Source organism: Nonomuraea sp. NPDC050404 (assembly GCF_040655495.1).
Classification (GTDB): domain Bacteria; phylum Actinomycetota; class Actinomycetes; order Streptosporangiales; family Streptosporangiaceae; genus Nonomuraea.
The window spans coordinates 160,106-185,219 of the sequence record NZ_JBFAKB010000024.1; the positions used below are offsets into that span (position 1 = coordinate 160,106).

The following is a 25,114-nucleotide window of genomic DNA, read 5'->3' on the forward strand; positions in this document are numbered from 1 at the left end:
CACCGTACTCGATCCTGCCTGAAAACTGATGAGGAGCCATGAGTCAGAGTGATCGGGGGCTGCGCCGTCTCGCGGCCGGCACGCTGCTCGTCGCCTTCCAGGGCACCACGGCGCCCGACTGGGTGCTGCGCGAGTTGGAGCAGGGCCTGGGCGGCGTCACGCTCTTCGGCTTCAACGTGGCCGACCCCGGCCAGGTGCTCGACCTGACCACCGCGCTGCGCGGCGCCGGGGAGCCCGTCATCTCGCTCGACGAGGAGGGCGGGGACGTGACGCGGCTGGCCTACCACGTCGGCAGCCCGTACCCGGGCAACGCGGCGCTGGGGGCCGTGGACGACGCCGAGCTGACCCGCAGCGTCTACCGGGCCATCGGCTCCGAACTGGCGGCCTGCGGCATCAACCTGGACATGGCGCCCAGCGCCGACGTCAACACCGAGGCCGACAACCCGGTCATCGGCACCAGGTCCTTCGGCACCGAGCCCGCGCTGGTCGCCAGGCACACCGTCGCCGCCGTCGAGGGCCTGCAGTCGGTGAACGTGGCCGCCTGCGTCAAGCACTTCCCCGGCCACGGCGCCACCCGGGTCGACTCGCACCTGTCCGTCCCGGTCGTGGACGTCGGCATGGACGTGCTGCGCGAACGGGAGCTGGCGCCGTTCCGCGCGGCTATCGGCGCGGGGGCCAAGTCGGTGATGACCGCGCACGTGGCGGTGCCGGCGTTGACGGGCCGGACGCCCGCCACGCTGTCCGGCGCCGCGCTGACCGGGCTCCTCAGGGGCGAGCTCGGTTACGACGGCGTGGTCATCACCGACGCGCTCGACATGCACGCGATCACCAAGAGCGTCGGCCTGGCCGGTGGCGCCGTGCTGACCGTGGCGGCCGGGGCCGACCTGCTGTGCCTGGGGCCGCTGCCGACGTACGACGACGTGCTGGCCATCATCGCCGAGCTCGTCTCCGCCGTGCGGGAGGGGCGGCTGCCCGTGGAGCGGCTGGAGGAGGCCGCGGCGCGGGTCGCGGCGCTGCGTACCTGGGCCGCCGCGCCGGAACGGGTCGCGGCCGAGCAGAACGTGGTCGGCCTGCACGCCGCGCGCCGCGCCGTACGGCTGACCGGGGCCGCCGAGCCGCTCGTCCAGCCGCTGGTGATCGAGGTGGACACGCCGCCGACGATCGCCGTGGGCGACGTGCCGTGGGGGGTGGGGCCGTGGCTGCCCGACGCCGAGATCGTCCGGGTCAAGCCCGCGGCGGCCGACGCGCCAGGGCTGCTCATCAAGGCCGCCGACCGGTCGCTGGTCGTGGTGGTCAAGGACGCGCATCGTCATCCCGAGAGCAGGGAGCTGGTCTCCGCGCTGGTGGCGGCCCGTCCCGACACGACCGTGATCGAGATGGGGCTGCCCGTGTGGCGACCGGACAGCGCCGCCTACATCGCCACGTACGGCGCGGCTCGCGCGAACGCGCAGGCCGCGGTCGAACTGCTCACACCCGAGCCGCTCACGGCCTGAGCGGTTCGAGGGCTCATAGGGCCGCTCACAGGCCCCGAGGTCCGCTCACAGGCTCCGGGGACCGCTCACACAGACCCCGAGGGCCGCTCATACAAGCCCCGAGGGCCGCTCACGAGCTCAGGGGGCCAGGAGTTCTTCACGGGCCTGGTCCAGGGCGGCCAGTACGGCGCCGCGCAGCACCGGGTTCTTGTCGGTCACCGTCGTGGTGACCACCTGGGGGCGTACCGGGCAGATCCGGGCCACCGCCTCCTCAACCCGGGACGCCAGCGCGGCGCCACCCGCGAGCCCCACCTCACCGGCCAGCACCACCAGCCCGGGGTCGAGGATCACGCACACCGCCGCCGCGCCCAGGGCCAGCCGCTGCGCGATCTCATCGAGCAGCGGCTCACCCCTGGCCCCGGCCGCCACCGCGACCTTGACGCACTCGGTCGCGCTGCCGGCCGCGAAGCCGTAGCTCCGCGCCAGCTCCGTCACCGCCTCCGCGCTGACCGTCGACTGCAGGCCGCCCGCCAGCGACGGCAGCCGCCCGGGCTCGGTACGGATGTCCTCGGGCAGCGGCACCCCCGGCACCGGCAGGTAACCGATCTCCCCCGCGCTGCCGGACCGCCCCCGGTGCAGCTTGCCGCCGAGCATGATGGCCAGCCCCAGGCCGCGGCTGGCCCACAGCAGCACGAAGTCGTCGATCCCCGCGGCCGCCCCGTCGGAGCGCTCGGCGATGGCGGCGAGGTTGACGTCGTTCTCGATCGTCACCTCGCGTCGCAGGTCGCCGGCCAGCGCCTCGTGGATGCCCTCGTGCCAGCCGGGCAGGTCGAAGGAGAAACGCACGTCGCCGCTGCGCGGATCGACCACGCCGGGGGTGCCGATCACCACGCCACGCAGCTTGGAGATGCTCACCTTGGCGCTGCGGCAGGCCTTGACGATGGCCGCGTGCACCGCGGAGACCGGATCGTCGTGGCCGCCCGGATCCACCGTGACCTCGGCGATCGTGTGGCCGTGGATGTCGGCGACGGCCGTGGAGATCAGCCCGGGGCCGACCTCCAGACCCGCGACGTACGCGCTGGAGGGGATCACCGAGTAGAGCGCCGCGTTGGGGCCGCGCCCGCCGGCCTGCGCGCCGACCACCTCGACCAGGCCGCGTCCTTCGAGCCTGGCCAGCGTCTGCGAGGCCGTGACCTTGGACAGACCGGTCAGGTCACCGATCTGCCCCCGCGTCATCGGGCCGGTCGCCAGCAACAACTCCAGGGCGGCCCGGTCATTGATCTCCCTGAGCAATCTGGGCACACCAGGGCGTCGCTCCACGCTGAATCCCACCGTCAAATCGAAAAGGTTGTTGGAAGTTTAGCGCCGTCAAAGGCCATGCGACGGCTGCCGTATTCGGCATCTCCTGCCCCGTTCTGGCAACCTTGCGCCTAACCAGTGTTGACCAGGAGGGATAATCGAGAACATGCGCCTATCCGCTCGTGTCGACTACGCCCTTCGTGCCGCCGCAGAACTCGCCGCAGCCGGTGCGGGCCCGACTACCGTGGGCGAGCTCGCCAAAGAGCAGGACATGCCGCCCAAATACCTGGAGAACATCCTGCTGCAGATGCGCCGCGCCGGGCTGGTGCGCGGGCAGCGCGGCCCCGAGGGCGGCTATGTGCTGGCCAGGCCGGCCGCCGACATCTCGCTGGCCGACGTGATCCGGGCCGTGGACGGCCCGCTGGCCAACGTACGCGGCGAACGGCCCGAGCACGTCGGCTACCGGGGGCCCGCGGAGGCACTGCAGCAGGTGTGGATCGCCCTGCGGGCCACCGAGCGTTCGATCCTGGAGGAGGTCACGCTCGACCAGGTCGCCTCCGGGGCGCTGCCCGAGCGCATCCGCCAGCTCGCCGCCGACCCGGCAGCCTGGGACTGACACCTGCCCTTTCAGCCTTAGCGGCCCTGCCCTTTCAACCCACGCGCCCGCCCAGCGCGTAGGAGACCTCGGAGTCCAGATCCGCCTCCCGGCCCGCCTGGAAGGCATCGAGGTAGGCCCGCTCACCGAGCACCCCGAGCACCTGTTTCTCGCAGGCCTGGCGCGCGGCGATGAGCTCCGGCGCGCCGAAGTGCTGTTTGCCGACCGTGTCCCAGATCTGGTCGGCCAGCCCGAGCATGCGCGCGGCCCGCTCCCCCGCTCCCGTCGCCACCGCCGCCGGCGCCAGCAGGTCGATGGCCATGGCCATGCCCACGCTGTCGTGCAGGCGCCACTTGACCTCCAGCCCCGCCTGCGCGTACTCCTGCGCCCGCGCCGGCCGGTCGCACGCCAGCTCCACCTGGGCACGCAGGACGTCGCCGTAGGCGCGCTGCCAGCGCTCGCCGTACTGGTCGCACAGCCCACGCAGGCGTTCGAGCGTGGCGATGCCCTCCTCGAAACGGCCGGTCATCGTCCTGGCCATGCCGTAGGCGGTCAGGGCCAGCAACATCGGGAAGACGTAGATAGAGCCGGCGGCCCTGGGGATCACCTCGTCGCCGACCTCGATCGTCCGCTCGCAGTCGCCCAGGATGATGCTCGCGCACATGATCGCGCACCGGGCCATCAGCGCCGACTCCACGTCGCCCAGCCGGTCGGCGTCCGTCACGCACTGCTGCGCCAGCTCCACCGCCAGCGCTCCCTCGCCCTGGCACACCAGGGCCAGGCTGCAGGCCCACATCACCTTGTTGCGCGCGGGGCCCGGCTCGCGGTCCTGTTTCAGTGCCCGTTCCAGGTAGTGGCGTCCCTCGGCGGGGAAGCCGCACGGATACCAGAAGAACCACAACGACCCGGCCAGATCCAGCGCGACGTGCCCCTCCGGGCGGGCCAGCGAGAACTGCAGCGCGGCCCGCAGGTTGTCGTGCTCGGCCGTCATCCTGTCGTACCAGAGGTACTGGTCGGGGCCGATCCAGCACAGGTCGCCCTCGCGGGCCAGCGCCAGGTAGTAGTCGCGGTGCCGGCGGCGGATGCGCTCCTCCTGGCCCAGGTCCCGCAGCCAGATGGCGCCGAACTCGCGGATCGTGTCGAGCATCCGGTATCGGTCACCGGCGCCCGTCGGCTCCCAGATCAGGATCGACTTGTCCGCGAGCGACTCCAGCAGTTGCGGGATCTGCCAGGCGGGCAACCGGTCGTCGGCGCACACCTGCTTGGCCGCGGTGGGGTCGATGCCGCCGGCGAACACCGAGACCCGTGCCCACAACAGCCGCTCGGCCGGGGTGCAGAGCTGGTGGCTCCAGCCGATCGCGGTACGCAGGGCCTGGTGCCAGGGCGGGTCGGCGCCGTACACCTGATGGTCGGTCGTGCCGAGCTCCTTGAAGCGGTCCTCCAGCCGCTCGGCCAGCCGCTCGGGGGTCACCTCGCGCAGCCGGGCGGCGGCCAGCTCGATGGCCAGCGGCAACCCCTCCAGCCGGCGGCACACGCGCAGCACGGCCTCCAGATTGCTCTCGTCGATCTTGAAGCCGGGAACGCTCGCCGCGGCCCGGTCGAGCAGCAGCGCCACCGCGTCGTTGCCCTGCCAGACGTCGTTGACGGGGACGGGCAGCGGCTCCACCGTGAAGACCTGCTCGTCGGCGCAGTTGAGCGGCCGGCGGCTGGTGGCCAGCACGCGCAGCCCGGGGGCCGCGGCCAGCAGCGTCTCTATCGCGCCGGCGCACGCCTCGGTCATGTGCTCGCAGGTGTCGAGCACCAGCAGCAGCTCACGTCCCGCCAGGTAGTCGGCCAGCACGTCGGTCACCGGGCGGGCGCTCTGGTCGGCCAGCGGCAACGACTCCGCGATCGCGTACGGCAGCGCGCTGCCCTCGGCCAGCGGCGACAACGTCACCAGCCAGGCCCCGTCCACGAACTCCCGCTGCAGCGCGGCGGCGGCCCGCAGGGCGATCCTGGTCTTGCCGACCCCGGCCACTCCCGTGACGGTCACCAGCCTGGCCTTGCCGAACAGGGTGCGCAGGGCGGCCACCTCCTCGCGACGGCCGATCAGTTTCGTGCTTTCCGCGGGGAGATTCCCCTGATACTTGCCCGTTTGCATGATCGTCACCTCACAGGACTCGCCTTGGCTCACAGTTTGCCGGAACCGCACCCGCAACGTGACTAAAAGTGAGAAGGTGACTACTCGTCCATAGTTTCCCCTGAGGAGTTCCCATCCCCCGGCAAATCTCGGTCAGGAACCGGCGCCGGCTGCTGCCGGCGCTGCTGCTGGCCGAGGTGGGCCTCGCGCTGGCGGACGCCGCTTACGCCAGCGTCTCCCTGTCGGCGCTGCTGCTGGCCGGGCCCATGCTCGCCGCCCACCTGCTGGGCGTGCGGGCCACCGCGGTGGCCGCCGCGACCGCGCTGGCCATGGCGCTGCTGGTGCCCGCGATGGACGACGGCTCCGAACTGCCGCACCACCTGGTACGCGCGCTGATCGTGGTCACCGGCGGCCTGTGGGCCCTGGTGACGGCCAGAACCCACGCCCGCCACCACGCCGACCTGAAGCGCATGACCCGCATCGCGGAGTGGGCGATGATCCCCGCGCTCCCCTCCGAGCTGGGCGGCGTCAACCTGGCCGCGCACACCCGCTCGTCGGCCGACTCGGCCCGCATCGGCGGCGACCTGCACGACGCGGTCGCCACGCCCACCGGCCTGCGGCTGATCATCGGCGACGTCAAGGGCCATGGCCTGGACGCGGCGCATCTCAGCGCGAGCGTGCTGGCGGCCTTCCGCCGCACCGCCGCCACCGCGCCCGATCTGGCCGCCCTGGCGCTCGACCTCGACGCGGGCATCGCCCCCGTCCTGGAGCCGGAGGATTTCGTGACGGTCCTGCTGGCCGAGTTCGTGCCGGGCGGGGTGCTACTGGTCAACTGCGGTCATCCCGCCCCCGTACGCATCGACGCCCGCCTGCGCGCCCTTCGCCCGCCCCGCCCGTGCCGGCCGCTCGGCCTGTCCCCCGATCCGTACGTCTGGCGGGTACGCCTGCTGCCCTCCGACCGCCTGCTCCTGTACACCGACGGCCTGACCGAGGCCCGCGACTGCGAAGGCTCCGAACTGCCCTTCGACGAGCGCCTGCACGCCGCGCTGACGCAGCCGACGCTGGAGGAGTCGCTGCACGACCTGCTGGGCCTGCTGCGGCGGCACACCGAGGGCTCGTGCACGACCGTGGTGGACGACCTGACGCTGATCCTGGCCCAGCCCGCGCCGGTCCGGAAGTCACCCGTCGCGGCGCCGGTCAGCGAGGACCGGCACGACCGGACGGACTGACCTCCGGCATCAGGAGGCGGGTGGCGCCGATCCGGTGATTAAATCGCGGGCCTTGAGCACGACAGGGGTGATCGGGGTGTCGTAGTTGCTCAGAATGACCGCGATCCAGCCGAGGTCGGGGAAGGCTCTTCGGCGGCCGACACTAAGAGCCCGGGCGTTTCCTTCGTGTTATCGAGCGGGGCATCCGGCCGGTCACTTCCTCGTGAACCAGAAGGTGACCTTGTCGAACTCCTTCCTGGGCGCGGTGACCAGGGTTCGGACGGGCTTCCCCGTGGCGTCCGCCATGATGACTTCCGCCTTCTCGCTGTCGCGGGTGATGGCCAGGATGTGGCGCTCGTCCAGCCAGCCGTGGAAGCTGCCGTCTTCCGGCAACCGGATCTCGCCCTTCTTGGCCCCGGTCCGCTCATCCCAGAAGCAGATATTTCGCGATTTCTTCGGACATATCGTGTTAAAGATGGTGCCTAGGGTCGTCGTGACCGTTCCGCCGCCTGTCGGCACTCCCACTTCCGGCAGGCTGCGCAGGACCCGGCCGTTCAGGTCCAGCACGCGTACGGCACCGTCCGGCGCCTGCTGCAGGACGCTGTTGCCGTCCGAGCCCCATCTATACCTGGCCTCGTCCGCACCCGCCGTCTCGGTGATCTTGACCGAGCCCGTGACGGCATCCAGCACCGCGAAGCCCACGGCCCGCTTCTCGGACCTGTCCTCGACGGTCGCCAGCAGCCGCCGTCCGTCGCCGGACCAGAACAGCGCGTACAACGTGCGGGACGGCTCCACGGCCGGCACCTCGCGGTCCTGGCCGATGGCGCGGTCGAGGAGGCGGATGGACTCGAAGTCGATTCCCCTGGAGCGCGCGATCGACGTGGAGCCCACGAAGCGGCCGCCCGGCGAGGCGACCGGCTGCTCGAAACTCCCGAAGAAGGTGAAGGCCCCCGTGGCGGGGTTGCGGATGTGGGTCTCGGAGCCGGTGCGCAGGTCGAGGTAGGAGGAGACCCAGACCGGGTCGGCCGGGTTCTCGTGCAGGACGATGTTCCCGTTCGGCAGCTTGAGCTCCGACACCGACGTTCGCGCCATGGCACCCGGGCGCGGTGTCGGCAGCGGCACCGGGGCAGGGGCGGGTGGTCGCGGGGCGGGCACCGGGCGCAGCAGGAGCACCGCGACGGTGACGGCCACGGCCAGGCCCGCCGCTCCCGCCACGAGCGGCCACCTCCTGCGGCGCGGCGGGGCCGCCGACTGCTGCCCCTCGGCCAGCAGCCGCTGCTCCCCGGTGTTGCGCAAGGCGCGTTCGTCGCGGTGTCCGAGCAGGGTGAGCAGCGCCCGCGTCGCGGTGGGCCGCGCCCCGGGATCCTTGGCCAGGCAGCGCGCGGCCAGCTCCCGCAGGTCGCCGTCGAGGTCGCCGAGGTCGGGCTCGGCGTACAGGATGCGACTGAGCAGCGCGGGAATGTCACCCGTCCCGAACGGCGGCCGCCCCGTGCCCGCCGCCACCATGGTCCCGGCCCAGGCGAACAGGTCGGCCGGGGGCCCGACCGGTCCCCCGCCGAGTTGCTCGGGCGCCATGTACGGCGGCGTCCCCACGAGGTGCTGCCCGGCGACCTCCGTCTCCTCCAGAGCCCTGGAGATGCCGAAGTCGATCACCCGGGGCCCGTCCCTGCTGAGCAGCACGTTGCCGGGCTTGAAATCCCGGTGCACGACCCCGGCCTGGTGAATGGCGGCCAGCGCGGTCAGCGTCCCGATCGCCAGCCGCCGCAGCTCCGCGCCGCGCAGCGCGCCCCGCTCCGAGATCACCTTCGCCAGCGCGGGCCCGTCCACGTACTCGCTGACCACGTACGGCGTGCCCTGGTACTCGCCGCTGGCCAGCACCTGGGCCGTGCAGAACGCCTTGACCCGCCGCGCGTAGCCGACCTCCTGCCGGAACCGCGCCCCCGCCTCCGGATCGTCCAGTCCCGCGCCCAGCATCTTGATCGCGACCCGGCTCCCGTCGGGCGACTCACCCAGGTAGACGACGCCCTGACCGCCCGCGCCGAGCCGGCCGACGACGCGATGGCCGCCCACCTCGGCGGGATCTCCCGCGCGTAAATCCGCGATCTCAGGCATGCCCCGCTCAAGCCCTCCGTCAAGGCTCAGTTCTGATCGTCATTATGGCCGCCAACGCCGGCGAGGACATCCTCGGACCGCCACTGTTCGCCCCATGGTCATCGGCGGGTGAACCACAACGCCACCTTCGCCAATTCGGCGGCGGGGCCGTCGGCGAGCACGCGCACGGACCGCCCCTTCACATCGGCCAGGAGCACTTCCGTCCTCTTCGCGCCCGTTGCCGTGATCATGATGTGTTCGTCGTCCAGCCATCCGCTGAAAGATGATCCCTTTTCAAGCTTGATCGTGCCTTTCGGCTGGCCGGTTCCCTCGTCCCAGAAACACACGTCCGTGGCCGCCTCGCCGGTGCACTTCGTGGCGAAGACGGTGCCGAGCGTCGTGCGTCGCGCCCCGCCGGGCAGCAGTTCTCCCTTGCCGGGAAAGGTGCGCCGGGCTCTGCCGTTCGGGTCCAGGACCCGGATCGTCCCGTCCTTGGTCTCGTGCAGCACGGTCTTGGAGTCCACGCCCCAGGCGTACACGCCCCCGCCGCCCTCGGCCTCGGTCCGGTTGACGATCCCGGTGACCGCGTCCACGATCACGAAGCCCACGGACGTGCTCGGCGCTTCTACCTTGTCGTAGACGGTCAGCAGCAGCCGCCGACCGTCATCCGCCCATGTCGGTGCGTACAGCGCGGCGGGTTTGTCCACCGTGCGGAGGTGACGGTCCTGTCCCGTGCTTCGCTCGCGCAGCCGGATGGTCTCGTGGTCCTGCCTCTGGAGGCGAGTGTCCGACAGGGAGGCCACGTACGCGCCCCCGGGAGAGATGACCGGCTCCTCCCAGTTGCCGAAGAACGCAAAGGTCCCGGTGGCGGGGTCTCGTGCGTACGCCGGCATCGTGCGGCCCTCGCCGTCGCGTTTGTCATGGTAGGAGGAGACCCAGACGGGGTCGGCGGGGTTCTCGTGCAGGGTGATCCCGGTTCCGGGGAGCTTCAGCTCAGACGTCGAGGCGAGCGCCAACCGCCCCTGCCGCGCCGTCGGCAGCGCCTTCAGCGGCGGTGTGGCCGACAGTGTGGCCGACGGCGCCTGAGTGGGCCGCGTGATCATGATCGCGGCGGCGACCGCCACCGCCACGGCCGCCGCGCCCGCCACCTGAAGCGCCCGGCGCCGCAGGGCCGGGGACGCCGTGAACGGCTCGTCCGGGCCGGACGTGGCGGGCCGGGCGGACTGCCGGCCCTCTGCCAGGAGCCGTTGTTCGGGTTCGGTCATGGTGGAGGGTACGTCGTGGCCGAGCAGGGTGAGCAGGGCTCGTGTCGCGCTGGGCCGGGCGGCGGGATCCTTGGCCAGGCAGCGCACCACCAGCTCCCGCAGTTCGCCGTCGAGCCCGCCCAGTTCCGGCTCGCCGGTCCTGATCCTCGGGACCAGGAAGGACAGCGGGCCCGTACCGAACGGCGGCCGTCCGCTCACCGCGCACACCATCGTCGAGGCCCAGGCGAACAGGTCGGCCTCAGGACCGACGGGCACACGATCGAACTGCTCCGGAGCCATGTACGGCGGCGTCCCGGCCAGAAAGTCCTCGCCCGGCTCCGACTCCTCCAGAGCACGCGAGATGCCGAAGTCGATCACCCGCGGCCCGTCCCTGCCGAGCAGCACGTTGCCGGGCTTGAAATCCCGATGCACCACCCCGGCCCGGTGGATGGCGGCCAGCGCGGTCAGCGTCCCGATCGCCAGCCGCCGCAACTCCGCCCCGTGCAGCGTGCCCCGCTCCCGGATCACCTGGGCGAGGGACGGCCCTGCCACGTACTCACTGACCACGTACGGCGTGCCCGCGTACTCGCCGCTGGCCAGCACCCGAGCCGTGCAGAACGCCTTGACCCGCCGCGCGAAGCCGATCTCCTGCTCGAAACGCTCCCGCGCGTCCGGATCGTCGAGACCCGCGGTCAGCACCTTGATCGCGACCCGGGTCCCGTCGGACGACTCGCCCAGGTAGACGACGCCCTGCCCGCCCTCGCCCAGCCGCCCCAGGACGCGGTGGCCGTTGAGCCGCGCGGGATCGTTCGCCGTCAGAGGGTTCACGAGGCCGGCACGGGGGCGAACTGCATGAGGGCACGGTCCTTCACCACGTCACCCAGCACCCGCTTCGTGGCACCGAGGTAGTCCACGATCTTGATGACCTCGGTGTCCTTCTTCTTGCCCGGGTCCTGCATGATGAAGTGCTGCTCGTTGAACCAGCCGAGGAAGCTGCCCTTCATGTCGCTGGGCATGGTGGCCAGCCGGGCGCCTGTCTTGACGTCCCAGACGCAGATCTCCTTCTCATTGGGGCAACGGGTCGCGAACCTGTTGCCCGAGGGTGAGAACCAGTCGTTGCCGATCGGCATGCCGACCCAGTGCATCGTCTTGATGACCTGGCCGGACATGTCGTAGAACTCGATGCCGCTGACCTTGCCGTCCCAGTACCCCCGCACGACCGAGCCGTCGGGGGCGAAGGCGAAGGTCAGGTTGCTGCCGCTGGTGTACTCCGTCTCGACGTGCACGGCCTTCCTGGCGGCCACGTCGACGACCACGAAGCCCACGAGCCGCTCGGGCTTGGCCGTCCTGTCGTACACCGACAGCAGCAGTTTGCCGCCGTCCCTCGACCAGACGGGGGTCATGCTCTGCAGGGGCTTCTTGACCGTGCTGACCACGAAGGACTCGCTGGTGGACATGCTGACGAACTTGACCTGGTCCAGCTCGGAGGTCTGGAACTTCAGCATGGGGTTGAGCGCCACCCAGTCGCCACGGGGCGACAGGAGCGGTTGCTCGGCGGCGCCCACCGCCTTGAACGTGCCGCCGCTGTCGCGGGCGAAGGCCGTGTACTTGTCGCTGCCCGCCATGTAGGCCGACACCCGTACCGGATCCTTGGGGTGTTCGTGCATGGTGACGCCGGTCTCCGGCAGCTTGGTGTCGGTCGCGGCCTTCTTCTCCACTTTGAGCAGCGGCGCGATCGCCTGGGACGAGGTGATGGTGGGGGCGGTCGAGGCGCTGGGACTGGCGGACGTGGTGGCGGCCACCGTACCGGTGGACGGCCGGCTGCCGGACACGGCGTAGACGCCCGCGCCCGAGACGAGCGCTCCCACGACGAACGAGGCCGCCAGGGCCATGACGCCGAACCTGCGCCCGGAGCGTCCCGTGTCCCGTCCGTCCGCCGGAGAGGGCCCGGTGTCGCGGGCCGGCGGCTCTCCGGCGATCGGCACCCGCCCGGTCAGGAACGTCGACTGGCCGACCAGCCGCAGCAGCACCTCGTTGGCCGCGGGACGCGCGGCCGGATCCTTGTTCAGGCACTGCACGATCAGCTCGTGCAACTCGCCCAGATCGGGCAGGTCCGGCCGGCCGTTCAGTATGCGCTCAACGGTCGCGCTCATCGACCCGCCGTCGAACGGCGAGGCTCCCAACACGGCGAACACCATGGTCGCCGCCCAGGAGAACACATCGGCGGCCGGCCCGGCATCGGCGCCACGTAACCGTTCGGGCGCGGTGTAGGCGGGCACGGCCACTTTCCTGGTGGCGACGGACGCCTCCGCCATCGCCTGTTCGAGCCCGGCATCGATCACCCGGGGCCCGTCGGGGCCCAGCAACACATTTCCCGGCCGGATGTCGCCGTGCACCAGGCCCGCCTGATGAACGGCCACCAGCGCGGTGATCGTCCCCACCGCCAGCCGGTAGAGCCCCACCTCGTCGAACGAGCCGCCCGACTCCTGCAACGCGGGCCCGTCCACGAACTCGGTCACGAGATAGGCCCGCTCACCGGACACTCCGGCGGTCAGGATCTGCGCCGTGCCGACCGCGGACATGGACCGTAACGGCTCCATCGCCCGCAGGAACGGCTCGGGCTCCATCTCGGACGGCATCAGCCGCACCACGACACGTTCCCCGGCCCTCGACTGCCCGACGAACACCTCGTCCGCCAGCCGCCCGGTCAGCCGATACTCCGCCACCTCGGCGGGATCCCCCGCGCGTAAACCCGCGATCTCAGGCATGCCGTCATTATCGGGGGTTCTCATCTCACGCTGAAGCTTTTTCTGTCACGGCCGTGCCGAGGTGGCAGCCACCCGCCGCACCTGGCAGATGACCTCCGGGAATACGGCCTCTGACCGCCACGGGGCGCGCGCACTCTTGGTGAAACGAGCGCTTGGGACTGGTGCAGAAAGTGCCTCTAAACTGGGGAAATGCCCGAAGGAGACGCCGTCTACCGCGCGGCCGCACGGCTGCGGGGCGCGCTGGACGGACATGTGCTGACCCGATCCGACTTCCGTGTCCCCCGCCACGCCACGGCCGACCTCACCGGCAGAACCGTGCTCACCACGCTCGCCCGGGGCAAACACCTGCTCACCCGCGTGGAGGGCGACCTCACCGTGCACACCCACCTGCGCATGGAGGGGAGATGGCTGGTCGCGCCGGCCGGTCGCGGGCTGCCCCCTGGCGATCTGGTGAGGCTCGTCCTGGCCAACGAGCGATGGCAGGCGGTGGGGGTCAGGCTGGGCATGGTGGATCTCGTCGGCACGGCCGACGAGGCACGGCTGGTCGGCCACCTGGGGCCGGACTTGCTGGGCCCCGACTGGGACCCGGATGAGGCCGTGCGAAGACTACGAGGGGCACCCCGCAGGACCATCGGGGAGGCGCTGCTCGATCAGCGCAACCTGGCGGGGATCGGCACGATCTATCGCGCCGAGACCCTTTTCCTGCGCGGCATCTGGCCGTGGCGGAAGGTCGGGGAGATCGAGGATCTCAACGGGCTTGTGTCACTCGCCCAGCGGCTGCTGCACGCCAACAAGCGGCATGCGGGCACGGTGACCACAGGTGATCGCCGCCCGGCGAATCAGACCTGGGTCTATGGCAGGGCGGGGAGGCCCTGTCGCCGATGCGGCACCCGCATCAGCCGTGGGGAGATGGGGGCGCGCCCACAGGAACGGCTGATCCTGTGGTGTGCGAACTGCCAGCCGCGTTAGGCAGCCACCATGTCTTTGACCTCGGGGAACACGGAGTCGCCGATCGACCCGGGAACCGTCTCGGAAAGGGGCAGTCGCTCGTGCTCCGGCACATCGGCCAGCACAGGAGCGGCCTGAAGCTCGGCCAGCGCGAACTGGTCGGACACCTCACGCAACACCTGCGAAAGCGGCACCCCGAGCGCGCCGCAAATGGACGCGAGTAGCTCGGACGAGGCCTCCTTCTGGCCGCGTTCCACCTCGGACAGGTAGCCGAGAGAAACCCTGGCAAGCGTGGACACCTCGCGTAGCGTGCGCCCCTGCCGCACCCGCAACCGCCTCAGCACGTCGCCGAGCAGCTGACGCAGCAGAATCATCTGTCGCTCCCTCCCCGGCGCGGATGTCTTCACCACGCCCCGCGCGATCGAATCGTGCCGCACTTTGGTCTTCTTCGCTTCGTACATACTCCTCGCCGTCATCACTGGGCGTCGCCGCCCCCGGACCGCCGCTCGTGGCTCGTTGCGCGACTCATCAGGCCCGCCTGCCGGGCGCTCGGTGCTTGCAGTTGGCTCACGGACCTCACTCACAGCTCCACCGTACCCGTATCCACCGACACCGCGTCAGACCGCACATCGCATGTTCGCTCGGGACGTAACACGGTAATCACCCGGAATGTTCCCCTATGTTCGCCTTCAGCACACCTGACAGTAGATCGACTGCCTCGTCCACCGTCTCTACCCTGATACGTTCGCGCGACCCATCAAGTCTCAATTCCCGGGCCACAATTCGTCCGCCAGGGCCCGCCACGGCCGCGTACACGAGGCCGACGGGCTTGCCGTCCTGCGGCTCCGGCCCGGCCACGCCCGTCACCGCCAGCCCGTACGTGGCCCCGCACAGCCGCGCCACCCCTACCGCCATGCCCGCCGCCACCTCCGGGTGCACGGCTCCCTCGCGCCTCAGCAGCTCCTGCGGGACGTCCAGCAACTCATGCTTGAGATCGGTGGCGTAGGAGACGACCCCGCCCCTGAACGCCCTGGAGGCCCCGGAGACCGACGTGATCGCGGCCCCGATGAGCCCTCCGGTCAGCGACTCGGCCACCGCCACCGTCGCGCCCTGCTCCACCAGCATCCTCAGCATCCCGGCCACATCCGCCATCGGTCACTCCCCGCGCGCCTGCCTGGCCACTTTACGCAGTTTCATGGCTCTGAAGACGTAATCCGCCCCTGTTCCCACGGTGACCACGACGGTCGCGCCCATCACCACCCACCGGACGGGGTCGGGCACGAACGGCAGCAGGTACAGGACGATGACGGCGATCTGCAGCACGGTCTTGACCTTGCCGCCGTAGCTGGCCGGGATGACCGCGTGCCGCAGCAGCACGAACCGCAGCGCCGTGATGCCCACCTCCCTGCCGAGGATCACCACCGTGACCCACCAGGGCACCTCCTGGAGTATCGACAGACACACCAGCGCGGCCCCGATGAGCGCCTTGTCGGCGATCGGATCGGCGATCTTGCCGAAGTCGGTGATGAGGCCGTAGCGCCTGGCCAGCTCCCCGTCGAGGTGGTCGGTGATCGAGGCCACCGCGAACACGACCAGCGCGGCCACCCGCCAGCCGGTGCCGGGAAGGAGCATGCAGACGACGAAGAAAGGGACGAGCACCAACCGGAGGACCGTGAGGACGTTGGCGATGTTCCACGGGCTTACCACGCGGCGCTCGTCCCTCTTCATGGACCGGCCTTGATACGCGCGATCAGGTCAACCCCCTCGGCGTCGACCACGAGCGCGCGTACGATCTGGCCCTTGACCAGACCGATGCCCTGCACCGTGACGGAGCCGTCGACCTCGGGCCCCTGGTGCGCGGCCCTGCCCTCATAGCCGCCGTCGCCCAGGTCGTCGTCGATCAGCACGTCCACCTCGGTGCCGATGCGCTCCTCCGCGCGCTGGGCGGTCAACTCCTCGGCAAGCTCGGTGAGCATCCGCACGCGCTCGTCGATGACCTCCTGATCCAGCTTGCCCGGCAGCCCCGCCGCCTCCGTGCCATCCTCGTCGGAGTAGCCGAACACGCCGATCACGTCGAGCCTGGCCTCCTCCAGGAACCCGACCAGCTCGCCGAACTCCTCCTCGGTCTCGCCGGGGAAGCCCACGATGAAGTTGGAGCGCACGCCCGCCTCGGGGGCGCGCTCGCGGATGGTCTCCAGCAGCCCGAGGAACCGCTCCGGGTCGCCGAAGCGGCGCATCCGGCGCAGCACCGTGCCGCTGGCGTGCTGGAAGGACAGGTCGAAGTACTGGGCGATGCCGTCGGTGCCGGTGATCACGTCGATCAGGCCGGGCCGCAGCTCGGCCGGCTGCAGGTAGCTGACGCGTACGCGCTCGACGCCCGGCACGGCCGCGAGCTCGGGCAGCAGCTTCTCCAGCGCCCGCAGGTCGCCCAGGTCCTTGCCGTAGGACGTGGAGTTCTCGCTGACCAGGACGAGCTCGCGCACGCCCCTGTGGGCCAGCCAGTCGGCCTCGGCCAGCAACTCCTCAGGCTTGCGCGAGACGTAGGAGCCGCGGAAGGCCGGGATGGCGCAGAACGAGCAGCGCCTGTCGCAGCCGGAGGCCAGCTTGAGCGAGGCCACCGGGCTCTCGTCGAGCCGTTTGCGAAGCACGCGCGGCCCGCTGGCGGGCGCCAGGCCCTCCGGCAGGTCGCCGTGGCCGGGAATGGCGGCCGTGGCGGCGCTGGCACGGTCCACCGGCGAGATGGGTAGCAGGGTGCGGCGGTCGCGTGGCGTGTGCGGCTTGAGCGGCTTGCCCGCGAGCACGTCGTCGAGGCGCTCCCCGATCTCGGTGTAGTCGTCGAACGAGATGACCGCGCCGGCTTCGGGCAGCGCCTCGGCCAGCTCGTTGCCGTAGCGCTCGGCCATGCAGCCCGCGGCCACGACCTTGGCCCCGGAGTCGGCGGCGGCCAGGAGCGTGTCGATCGAGTCTTTCTTGGCGGAGTCGATGAAGCCACACGTGTTGACGACGACGACATCGGGGTCGTCGTCGCCCAGCTGCCAGCCGGCAGCCTCGAGTCGCGCGGCCAGCTCCTCGGAGTCGACCTCGTTGCGTGCGCAGCCCAGAGTGATCAGCGATGCGGTTCGGCGGGATGACATGGTGAACACTACGGTATCGGGAGTTGGCCACCACCCGATGCACGGGTTCCCTCGCGTGACTACCGCGCCTCCGCTTTACGCGGTCCGAACGCGCGCCGCACCACGTCTCCCCGGCCGCCGAGTCCCTTCACTTTCTTGCCGTTGACGTGCAGTGTCACGGCTCCCGCGTCGGCGATCAGCACGTTGACCTTCTCCTGCGCGCGCCACGTAGAGGTCTTGCCCGCCTTGAGCGTGCCCGCGTACAGCTTGCGGCCCTGCGCGTCGTGCAGGCTCACGTACGAGGACCGCTTCGCCTTGATACGGACCGTGACCGTGTTCTTCGCGGCGTCCGCGGACGGCGTGGGCGTGGGCGTCTCGGTGATCGGGGTGTTCGGCGGGACGCTGGGCCTGGCCGAGGCCACCCGCACGTCGCCGGTGCGGATCTGGTCGCTGGCGCCGCCCAGCACCCGCATCGTGCCGAAGACCATCACGATGGCCAGCGCCACGCCGAGCGCCATCGTCCAGTTGGGCCCGCGCCGCTCCGGCAGGTGGATCTTCTTGTCGGTCTGGAAGACGGCAGAGGCGGGCATGGGCCGCGGTGCCCCGCCGTTCTGCTGGTCATAGAGGTGGACGGTGGCCTCGGGATCGAGTCCCACGGCCCTGGCCACCGCCCTGACGTGCCCCCTGGCATAGAACGCGCCGCCGCACTGGACGTAGTCGTCCTGTTCCATGCACTGGATGATGGCCTCGCGGATCCTGGTGGCCGCGCTGACCTGCGCGACCGTCAGGCCGGCCGTCTGCCTGGCCGCACGCAGCATGGCCCCGATGCTCTGCTCTTGCACAACGAACCGCCCCCTCACCACCATGGCTACTCTTCGTGGTGATACCCATTCAAGCAGTTACTATTGTGCAAGTACGCATTGGGGTCATTCGCCACGCAGATCGGCCAGCAGGCCAGGCAGATCGTCGGGCTTGACCATCACCTCGCGAGCCTTGGAACCCTCGCTCGGGCCCACCACGTTGCGGCTCTCCAGCAGGTCCATCAGCCGCCCGGCCTTGGCGAAGCCGACGCGCAGCTTGCGCTGCAACATCGAGGTCGAGCCGAACTGGGTGGTCACGATCAGCTCGGCGGCCTGGACCAGCAGGTCGAGGTCGTCGCCGATCTCCTCGTCGATCTCCCGCTTGACCGGCGCCGCCGCCACGTCCTCGCGGTACTCGACCTGCATCTGCTCCTTGCAGTGCGTGACGACCTCGGAGATCTCCTTCTCCGAGACGAACGCGTTCTGGATGCGGATGGGCTTGCTCGCGCCCATCGGCAGGAACAGCGCGTCACCCTGACCGACCAGCTTGTCGGCGCCCGGCTGGTCGAGGATGACCCGCGAGTCGGTGAGACTGGAGACGGCGAAGGCGAGCCTCGACGGCACGTTCGCCTTGATCAGGCCGGTCACCACGTCCACCGAGGGCCGCTGGGTGGCGATCACCAGGTGGATGCCCGCCGCGCGGGCAAGCTGCGTGATGCGCACGATCGAGTCCTCGACGTCGCGCGGGGCCACCATCATGAGGTCGGCCAGCTCGTCCACGATCACCAGCAGGTAGGGATAGGGCTGGTAGACCCGCTCGCTGCCCGGCGGCGGCTGCAGCTTGCCGGCCCGCACGGCCTTGTTGAACTCGTCCACGTGACGGAACCCGGACGCCGCCAGGTCGTCGTAGCGCCGGTCCATCTCGCCCACGACCCATTCGAGGGCTTCGGCGGCCTTCTTCGGGTTCGTGATGATGGGGGTGATCAGGTGGGGGATGCCCTCGTACACGCTGAGCTCGACCCGCTTGGGGTCGACCAGCACCATGCGCACCTCGTCCGGGGTGGCCCGCATCAGGATGGAGGTGATCAGCCCGTTGACGCAGACCGACTTGCCGGCGCCGGTGGCGCCCGCGATGAGCAGGTGGGGCATCTTGGCGAGGTTCGCCACGATGGTGCGGCCCTCGACGTCCTTGCCCAGGCCGACGATCATCGGGTGGTGGTCGGCCTGCGCCACCTGGGAGCGCAGCACGTCGCCGAGCGAGACCAGGTCCTTGTCGGCGTTCGGGATCTCGACGCCGATCGCCGACTTGCCCGGGATCGGCGACAGGATGCGGACGTCGGCGGACTTGACGGCGTAGGCGATGTTCTTCGTCAGCGCCGTGACCTTCTCGACCTTGACGGCGGGGCCCAGCTCGATCTCGTAGCGCGTCACGGTCGGCCCGCGCGTGAACCCGATCACCTGCGCGTCGATGGTGAACTGCTCCAGCACGCTGGTCAGCGCGTTCACCACGGTGGTGTTGGCCTTCGTCTGCGGCTTCGGCGCCGTGCCCAGCTTGAGCGAGGCCACGTCCGGCAGGCTGTACGGGCCCGCCTGCGAGGACAGCACGAGCTGCTCGACCTTGCGCGGCGCGGGCGACGGCTCCGGCGGCTCAGCACGCCTCTCAGCCTCGGGGGCGGGCGTCTCCTCCTCGTCGGTCAGCCCCGGCACGATCTCCGGTGAATGATCCGGCTTCTTACCCTTGTCCGATTCGGCCAGGACGGGCGAGTCGTACGGCTTGACGCCGTCGGCGCCCTCGTTCTCCTCGGAGCCCTTGACCTTGACGCGCTTCTTGGCCGGCGACTTCGGCGACGACGTCTCCGACTGCCGCTCGAACAGCAGGTGCTTCAGCTCGCCCAGCCGCTCCGGGATCCGGTGCACGGGCGTCGCGGTGATCACCAGCACGCCGAACCCGGACAGGAGCAACAACAGCGGGATCGTCACCCAGGAGGGCAGGATGCTCATCGGCGGCGCCGACACGATGAACCCGATCATGCCGCCGGCCTGCGACACCTTGTCCATGCCCTGGCCCTCGCCGGCCGGGTAGGGGGTGTTGTTGGCCACGTGGATGACGCCGAGCACGCCGACCATCAGCGCCGCCCAGCCGATCACCATGCGGCCGGTGTCGGCGTTCTGGTCGGGGTGGCGCAGGTAGCGCCAGGCCAGCAGGCCGAGCAGCAGCGGCAGCGCCCAGGCCAGCGAGCCGAACACGCCGCGCACGGCGCCGTTGACGACGCCGGCCACCGCTCCCTCGGAGTTGCGCCACGTCATGGCGGCCAGGATGATCGCGCCCGCCAGCACGGTGAGGCCCACGCCGTCGCGGCGGTGGGCGGGGTCGAGCTCGCGGGCGTTCTTGCCCACCGCCCGCGCGGCACTGCCGATGCCGTTGGCGAACAACATCCACAATCCCACGACCAGCTTGCCGATCATGGTGAAGACCCAGCTCACGGGGTCCTGATGAGTCACGGAGGGTTTGCGGCCAGAGGCGGCTCCCTTCGCCCTGGACCGCCCCGCCGACGTGCTTGCGCGCTTGGCGGGGGTCGTGCGAGCCGAGGTCGACCGCTTCGCCGGCCCCTTCGATGCGCTTTTCGGCGTACGGGTGGCCATGATGCCAAAGGTACGACGGAGACACCGCTGTACGCGCGTAGACTCGCCGGTCTCCTGGCATCTCGGCACCTCAAACCTTGCGGATCACTCTTTCGCGCGTACTGTCGAGACCGCCTCGAAGGCCGACTGCATGGCCGCCACCCGATCGGCCAGATCCTTGACCGCCTCCCGCACTCCCTCATCCCCCACCGCGCCGTCCGACAAGCCCGCCAGCCGTGACTCCACCGCCCCGAGCCGCAGCGCGAACCCCGCGAGCGCCTCGTCGTCCTGGACGAGCTGGTGCAGCAGCGCCGCCTGCTCCATCAGCATGGCCGTCTTGCGGAACAACTCCATGAACACCGCCACCTTGGACCGCAGCACCCACGGGTCGAAGGGCTTGGTGATGTAGTCGACCGCGCCCACCGCGTAACCGCGGAAGGCCGCGCCCGAGCTCGGCTCGGTCCCGGTCAGGAAGATGATGGGCACATCGCGGGTCTGGTCGAGCCGCTTGATGTGGGCGGCGGTCTCGAAGCCGTCCATGCCGGGCATGAGCACGTCGAGCAGCACGACCGCGAAGTCGTTGCGCAACATCAGCTTCATCGCCTCGGGCCCCGACCTGGCCTTGAACAGCACCTGCTGCAACGGGCGCAGCACGGCCTCCAGCGCGACCAGGCTCTCGTCGTTGTCGTCCACCAGCAGGATCTTGACCTGTCGGTTCATCGCTCATCCATCCGTTCGCCCGCGAGCCATCCGCGCATCACCTCCAGGAGCTGGTCGAGGTCCACGGGTTTGGGCACGTAGTCGGAGGCGCCGCAGGAGATCGTCTTCTCCCGGTCGCCCGGCATCGCCTTGGCGGTGAGCGCGATGATCGGCAGGTCGGCGAACCTGGGCATCTCCCGCACGGCGATCAGCGTCTCGTAGCCATCCATCTCGGGCATCATCACGTCCATGAGGACGAGCGCGATGTCCTCCTCGCGCTCCAGCGCCTCGATGCCCTCCCTGCCGTTCTCGGCGTAGACGATCTCCATGCCGAGGCGGCCGAGCACGTGGGTCAGGGCGTACACGTTGCGGATGTCGTCGTCCACGATGAGCACCCGGCGGCCGGTGAAGGCGGTCCCGAGCGGGCCGTCCTTCAGCTTGATGAGGCTGGCGGCCGACGGCCACGGGTCCTCGCCGTCCGCCTGCCAGTCGGCCTGGGACGTGCGGGACTCGGCCGTCTCGGCGGGTGGCTCCGGCTCGCCCGCCACGCTGGCGGCCGGGCACCGGGCGGGCACGTACAGCGTGAACGTGCTGCCCCGGCCCGGGCTGCTGCCCGCGTGGATCTCGCCGCCGAGCAGCCGGGCGATCTCGCTGCTGATCGACAGGCCCAGGCCCGTGCCGCCGTACTTGCGGCTGGTGGTGCCGTCGGCCTGCTGGAAGGCGCCGAAGATGGCCGGCAGCTTGTCGGCGGCGATGCCGATGCCGGTGTCGCGCACCGCGAAGGCGATCATCGGCCGTCCGTCCGGATCCGGCCGGTCCTCGGCGACCGTGACCGTCAGGCGCACCTCCCCCGACGCGGTGAACTTGATCGCGTTGGACAGCAGGTTGCGCAGGATCTGCTGGAGGCGGCGCTCGTCGTTGTACAGCTCGCGGGGGGTGCCGGGGCCGATCTCGATCTCGAACGTGAGCCCGCGGTCCACGGTGAGCGGGCGGAACGTGGCGTCCACGTACTCCAGCACCTTGCTCAGCGGAAGCCGCTCCGGCCGCACGTCCATCCGCCCGGCCTCGATCTTGGACAGGTCGAGGATGTCGTTGATGAGCTGCAGCAGGTCGCTGCCGGCGTTGTGGATCGTGCCGGCGAACTCGACCTCCTGCTCCGACAGGTTGCCCTCGGGGTTGTCCGCCAGCAGCCTGGCCAGGATGAGCAGGCTGTTGAGCGGCGTGCGCAGCTCGTGGGACATGTTGGCCAGGAACTCCGACTTGTAGCGGGAGGAGGTGGCCAGCAGGTGCGCCTTCTCCTCCAGCGCGGCGTTGGACCTGCGCAGCTCGGCCTGCTGGCGCTGCAGCTCGTCCGAGCGGCCCTGGAGCTGCTGGGCCAGGCGCTGCGACTCCGACAGCAGGGCCTCGGTGCGGGAGTTGGCGATGATGGTGTTGATCGCCACGCCGATGGTGACCACGAACTGGTCGAAGAAGGCCAGGTGCACGTCGCTGAACCGGCTGAAGGAGGCCAGCTCGATCACGCCGAGCACGTTCTCCTCGAACACGATGGGCAACACGACCACGCTGGCGGGCGCGGCCTCCCCCAGCCCCGAGTGCACCTTGATGTAGCCGGGCGGCACGTCCTCCAGCAGGATGCGCTTGCGTTCCAGGGCGGCCTGCCTGATCAGCCCGGGACCCGGGGTGCCGGGGCCCGGCAGCACGTCGTGGGCGGCGCCGTACCCGGCGATGAAGGCCAGCGCGCCGTCCAGCGAGTCGGCCTCGGCCAGGAAGAAGGCTCCGTACTGGGCGTTGACCAGCGGCGTCAGCTCGCGCAGGATCAGGTCGGCCACCTCGACCAGGTCCCGGTGCCCCTGCATGAGGCCGGCGATCCTGGCCAGGTTGCTCTCCAGCCAGTCCTTGGCGCGGGTGGTCTCGCGCAGGTTGGCGACCATGAGGTTGACGTTGTTCTTCAGCTCGGCGACCTCGCCCTTGGCCTCGACGCTGATCGAGCGGCTCAGGTCGCCCTGGGCCACGGCGCTGGCCACCTCGGCGATGGCGCGTACCTGGGTGGTGAGGTTGCCGGCCAGCTCGTTGACGTTCTTGGTGAGGCGCTCCCAGGTGCCGTAGACGCCCTCGACCTCGGCCTGGCCGCCCAGCCTGCCCTCGGAGCCGACCTCGCGGGCCACCCTGGTCACCTCGGAGGAGAACGACGACAGCGTGTCGACCATGGTGTTGATCGTGGTCTTGAGTTCGAGGATCTCGCCCCGCGCGTCCACGTCGATCTTCTTGGACAGGTCGCCGTTGGCCACGGCGGTGGCGACCTGGGCGATGTTGCGTACCTGGCTGGTGAGGTTGCTGGCCATGAAGTTGACGTTGTCGGTCAGGTCCTTCCACACCCCGCTCACCCCCCGCACCTGCGCCTGACCGCCCAACCGGCCCTCAGTGCCCACCTCACGGGCCACCCGCGTCACCTCGTCGGCGAAGGCGGACAGCTTGTCGACGGTGGTGTTGATGGTGTCCTTGAGCTGGAGGATCTCGCCCCGCGCGTCCACGGTGATCTTCTTGGTCAGGTCGCCGTTGGCGATGGCGGTGGTGACCATGGCGATGCTGCGTACCTGGCTGGTGAGGTTGCTGGCCATGAAGTTGACGTTGTCGGTCAGGTCCTTCCACACCCCGCTCACCCCCCGCACCTGCGCCTGACCACCCAACCGGCCCTCCGTACCCACCTCACGCGCCACCCGCGTCACCTCGTCGGCGAACGCCGACAACTGCCCCACCATCGTGTTGACGGTGTCCTTGAGCTGCAGGATCTCGCCCTTGACGTCCACGCTGATCTTGCGGCTGAGGTCGCCCTGGGCGACGGCGGTGGCGACCTGGGCGATGTCGCGGACCTGCTCGGTGAGATTGGAGGCCATGAAGTTGACGTTGTCGGTCAGGTCCTTCCACACCCCGCTCACCCCCCGCACCTGCGCCTGACCACCCAACCGGCCCTCCGTACCCACCTCACGGGCCACCCGCGTCACCTCGTCGGCGAACGCCGACAACTGCCCCACCATCGTGTTGATCGTGTCCTTGAGCTGCAGGATCTCGCCCCGCGCGTCCACGGTGATCTTCTTGGACAGGTCGCCGTTGGCCACGGCGGTGGTCACCTGGGCGATCGAACGCACCTGGGTGGTGAGGTTGGAGGCCATGAAGTTGACGTTGTCGGTCAGGTCCTTCCAGGTGCCGAGCACGCCCTTGACCTCGGCCCGGCCGCCGAGCTGACCCTCCGTGCCGACCTCGCGGGCCACCCTGGTCACCTCGCTGGCGAACGCCGAGAGCTGGTCCACCATCGTGTTGACGGTCAGCTTCAGCTCCAGCAGCTCACCGGTGGCCTCGACCGTCACCTGCCTGGTCAGGTCGCCCCTGGCCACGGCGGTGGTCACGACCGCGATGTCGCGCACCTGGGCGGTCAGCCGCCCGGCCATGGCGTTGACCGCCTCGGTCACGTCGCGCCAGCTTCCCGACATGCCCTGCACCTTGGCCCGGCCGCCGAGCCTGCCCTCGGTGCCGACCTCGCGCGCCACCCTGGTCACCTCGCCGGAGAACAGCGCGAGCTGCTCGACCATGCGGTTGACCGCGTTGCCCATCAGGCGCAGGCCGCCCCGCAGCGGCCGGCCGTCCTCCTGCAGGTCCACCCGCATCGACAGGTCCCCGTCGGCGACCGCGTTGAGCACCCTGGTCGCCTTGGCCGCCGGGATGACGAGCGCGTCGATGAGGGTGTTGACGGCGGCCACGTTGACCGCCCAGCTCCCGGTGCCGGGGCTGGGACTGAGCCGCTCGTCGAGCCGCCCGCGCCTGCCCACCTCGGTACGCAGCCGCAGCAGCTCGTTCGACAGGTGCTCGTTGCGGTCGATCACCTGGTTGAAGGTGATCGCCAGCTCGGCCAGGACGGGATCGTCCGGTGGCTCCAGCCTTGTGCGGCAGTTGCCGTCCCGCAGCCCCTGCAGGGCTACGAGCAGGGGACGCAGGGCCGACGGGTGCAGCAAGCCCTGCGTGTACGGGGAATCCAACTGCGCGACCATGGCGGCCTTCTTCACAACTGGAGGTATCAGCGGCATCAGTCTGCCACTCTGAGAGTGACCGAACTGCCACATCGAGTGATGTTCTAGGACGCA

General features: G+C 70.4%; 17 protein-coding genes. 4 read left to right on the forward strand and 13 right to left on the reverse strand.

What is annotated here, in order from left to right:
• Positions 1-38: 38 nt before the first annotated feature.
• Positions 39-1,493 (forward strand): glycoside hydrolase family 3 protein, encoded by a 1,455-nt coding sequence (locus AB0I81_RS47105; RefSeq protein WP_360672434.1) that lies wholly within the window; start codon positions 39-41, stop codon positions 1,491-1,493.
• 117 nt (positions 1,494-1,610) lie between these two features.
• Here AB0I81_RS47105 and AB0I81_RS47110 read toward each other — a convergent pair whose 3' ends face one another.
• Complete coding sequence (locus AB0I81_RS47110; RefSeq protein WP_360672436.1) at positions 1,611-2,792, reverse strand: ROK family transcriptional regulator; 1,182 nt, start codon at positions 2,790-2,792, stop codon at positions 1,611-1,613.
• Positions 2,793-2,937: 145 nt separating this feature from the next.
• Between AB0I81_RS47110 and AB0I81_RS47115 the strand changes: the two genes are divergently transcribed.
• A complete protein-coding gene (locus AB0I81_RS47115) occupies positions 2,938-3,387 on the forward strand; it encodes an Rrf2 family transcriptional regulator (protein WP_360672438.1) in 450 nt (149 codons plus the stop codon).
• Positions 3,388-3,421: 34 nt separating this feature from the next.
• On the opposite strand, the gene AB0I81_RS47120 is transcribed toward AB0I81_RS47115, so the two are convergent.
• Positions 3,422-5,506 (reverse strand): AAA family ATPase, encoded by a 2,085-nt coding sequence (locus AB0I81_RS47120; RefSeq protein WP_360672441.1) that lies wholly within the window; start codon positions 5,504-5,506, stop codon positions 3,422-3,424.
• Between the two features lie 176 nt (positions 5,507-5,682).
• Between AB0I81_RS47120 and AB0I81_RS47125 the strand changes: the two genes are divergently transcribed.
• On the forward strand, positions 5,683-6,714 hold the full coding sequence (locus AB0I81_RS47125) for a PP2C family protein-serine/threonine phosphatase (RefSeq protein WP_360672444.1): 1,032 nt from the start codon (positions 5,683-5,685) through the stop codon (positions 6,712-6,714).
• Between the two features lie 192 nt (positions 6,715-6,906).
• Here the strand turns inward: AB0I81_RS47125 and AB0I81_RS47130 are convergent, their stop codons facing one another.
• The 3 genes from AB0I81_RS47130 to AB0I81_RS47140 form a co-directional block, all read right to left on the reverse strand.
• Positions 6,907-8,805 carry a serine/threonine-protein kinase gene (locus AB0I81_RS47130; protein WP_360672447.1) on the reverse strand — a complete coding sequence of 633 codons (1,899 nt, stop codon included), beginning with the start codon at positions 8,803-8,805 and terminating at the stop codon, positions 6,907-6,909.
• Between the two features lie 98 nt (positions 8,806-8,903).
• Complete coding sequence (locus AB0I81_RS47135; RefSeq protein ID WP_360672449.1) at positions 8,904-10,856, reverse strand: serine/threonine-protein kinase; 1,953 nt, start codon at positions 10,854-10,856, stop codon at positions 8,904-8,906.
• Positions 10,853-12,796, reverse strand: a complete 1,944-nt coding sequence (locus AB0I81_RS47140) for a WD40 repeat domain-containing serine/threonine protein kinase (protein WP_360672452.1) — start codon at positions 12,794-12,796, stop codon at positions 10,853-10,855. Before AB0I81_RS47140 ends, AB0I81_RS47135 begins: the two co-directional genes overlap by 4 nt.
• A 189-nt stretch (positions 12,797-12,985) precedes the next feature.
• On the opposite strand from AB0I81_RS47140, the gene AB0I81_RS47145 reads away from it, so the two are divergent.
• Positions 12,986-13,765 carry a DNA-formamidopyrimidine glycosylase family protein gene (locus AB0I81_RS47145; protein WP_360672454.1) on the forward strand — a complete coding sequence of 260 codons (780 nt, stop codon included), beginning with the start codon at positions 12,986-12,988 and terminating at the stop codon, positions 13,763-13,765.
• On the opposite strand, the gene AB0I81_RS47150 is transcribed toward AB0I81_RS47145, so the two are convergent.
• The 8 genes from AB0I81_RS47150 to AB0I81_RS47185 all read right to left on the reverse strand — a co-directional run bounded on the left by AB0I81_RS47150 (position 13,762) and on the right by AB0I81_RS47185 (position 25,021).
• Complete coding sequence (locus AB0I81_RS47150) at positions 13,762-14,118, reverse strand: helix-turn-helix transcriptional regulator (protein WP_360672514.1); 357 nt, start codon at positions 14,116-14,118, stop codon at positions 13,762-13,764. The genes AB0I81_RS47145 and AB0I81_RS47150 overlap by 4 nt on opposite strands.
• A gap of 286 nt (positions 14,119-14,404) precedes the next feature.
• Positions 14,405-14,896 carry a nicotinamide-nucleotide amidohydrolase family protein gene (locus AB0I81_RS47155; protein WP_360672457.1) on the reverse strand — a complete coding sequence of 164 codons (492 nt, stop codon included), beginning with the start codon at positions 14,894-14,896 and terminating at the stop codon, positions 14,405-14,407.
• A 3-nt stretch (positions 14,897-14,899) separates the two neighbouring features.
• A complete protein-coding gene (gene pgsA, locus AB0I81_RS47160) occupies positions 14,900-15,472 on the reverse strand; it encodes a CDP-diacylglycerol--glycerol-3-phosphate 3-phosphatidyltransferase (protein ID WP_360672460.1) in 573 nt (190 codons plus the stop codon).
• Entirely contained in the window at positions 15,469-16,878 is a 1,410-nt protein-coding gene (gene rimO, locus AB0I81_RS47165; RefSeq protein ID WP_360672463.1) for a 30S ribosomal protein S12 methylthiotransferase RimO, read from the reverse strand. Before rimO ends, pgsA begins: the two co-directional genes overlap by 4 nt.
• A 59-nt stretch (positions 16,879-16,937) precedes the next feature.
• On the reverse strand, positions 16,938-17,699 hold the full coding sequence (locus AB0I81_RS47170) for a helix-turn-helix domain-containing protein (RefSeq protein ID WP_360672466.1): 762 nt from the start codon (positions 17,697-17,699) through the stop codon (positions 16,938-16,940).
• A gap of 84 nt (positions 17,700-17,783) precedes the next feature.
• Complete coding sequence (locus AB0I81_RS47175; protein WP_360672469.1) at positions 17,784-20,300, reverse strand: DNA translocase FtsK; 2,517 nt, start codon at positions 20,298-20,300, stop codon at positions 17,784-17,786.
• Positions 20,301-20,384: 84 nt separating this feature from the next.
• On the reverse strand, positions 20,385-20,999 hold the full coding sequence (locus AB0I81_RS47180) for a response regulator (protein ID WP_360672471.1): 615 nt from the start codon (positions 20,997-20,999) through the stop codon (positions 20,385-20,387).
• Positions 20,996-25,021, reverse strand: a complete 4,026-nt coding sequence (locus tag AB0I81_RS47185; RefSeq protein ID WP_360672474.1) for a HAMP domain-containing protein — start codon at positions 25,019-25,021, stop codon at positions 20,996-20,998. The genes AB0I81_RS47180 and AB0I81_RS47185 overlap by 4 nt, the downstream gene beginning before the upstream one ends.
• Positions 25,022-25,114: the final 93 nt, after the last annotated feature.

Bases quoted from the DNA above. Each gene is read 5' to 3' on its own strand.
- AB0I81_RS47180 (WP_360672471.1), bottom strand. From the start codon at position 20,999: ATGAACCGACAGGTCAAGATCCTGCTGGTGGACGACAACGACGAGAGC.
- AB0I81_RS47115 (WP_360672438.1), top strand. From the start codon at position 2,938: ATGCGCCTATCCGCTCGTGTCGACTACGCCCTTCGTGCCGCCGCAGAA.
- pgsA (WP_360672460.1), bottom strand. From the start codon at position 15,472: ATGAAGAGGGACGAGCGCCGCGTGGTAAGCCCGTGGAACATCGCCAAC.
- AB0I81_RS47185 (WP_360672474.1), bottom strand. From the start codon at position 25,021: ATGGTCGCGCAGTTGGATTCCCCGTACACGCAGGGCTTGCTGCACCCG.
- AB0I81_RS47175 (WP_360672469.1), bottom strand. From the start codon at position 20,300: ATGGCCACCCGTACGCCGAAAAGCGCATCGAAGGGGCCGGCGAAGCGG.
- AB0I81_RS47120 (WP_360672441.1), bottom strand. From the start codon at position 5,506: ATGCAAACGGGCAAGTATCAGGGGAATCTCCCCGCGGAAAGCACGAAA.
- AB0I81_RS47155 (WP_360672457.1), bottom strand. From the start codon at position 14,896: ATGGCGGATGTGGCCGGGATGCTGAGGATGCTGGTGGAGCAGGGCGCG.
- AB0I81_RS47105 (WP_360672434.1), top strand. From the start codon at position 39: ATGAGTCAGAGTGATCGGGGGCTGCGCCGTCTCGCGGCCGGCACGCTG.
- AB0I81_RS47145 (WP_360672454.1), top strand. From the start codon at position 12,986: ATGCCCGAAGGAGACGCCGTCTACCGCGCGGCCGCACGGCTGCGGGGC.
- AB0I81_RS47130 (WP_360672447.1), bottom strand. From the start codon at position 8,805: ATGCCTGAGATCGCGGATTTACGCGCGGGAGATCCCGCCGAGGTGGGC.
- rimO (WP_360672463.1), bottom strand. From the start codon at position 16,878: ATGTCATCCCGCCGAACCGCATCGCTGATCACTCTGGGCTGCGCACGC.
- AB0I81_RS47150 (WP_360672514.1), bottom strand. From the start codon at position 14,118: ATGATTCTGCTGCGTCAGCTGCTCGGCGACGTGCTGAGGCGGTTGCGG.
- AB0I81_RS47140 (WP_360672452.1), bottom strand. From the start codon at position 12,796: ATGCCTGAGATCGCGGGTTTACGCGCGGGGGATCCCGCCGAGGTGGCG.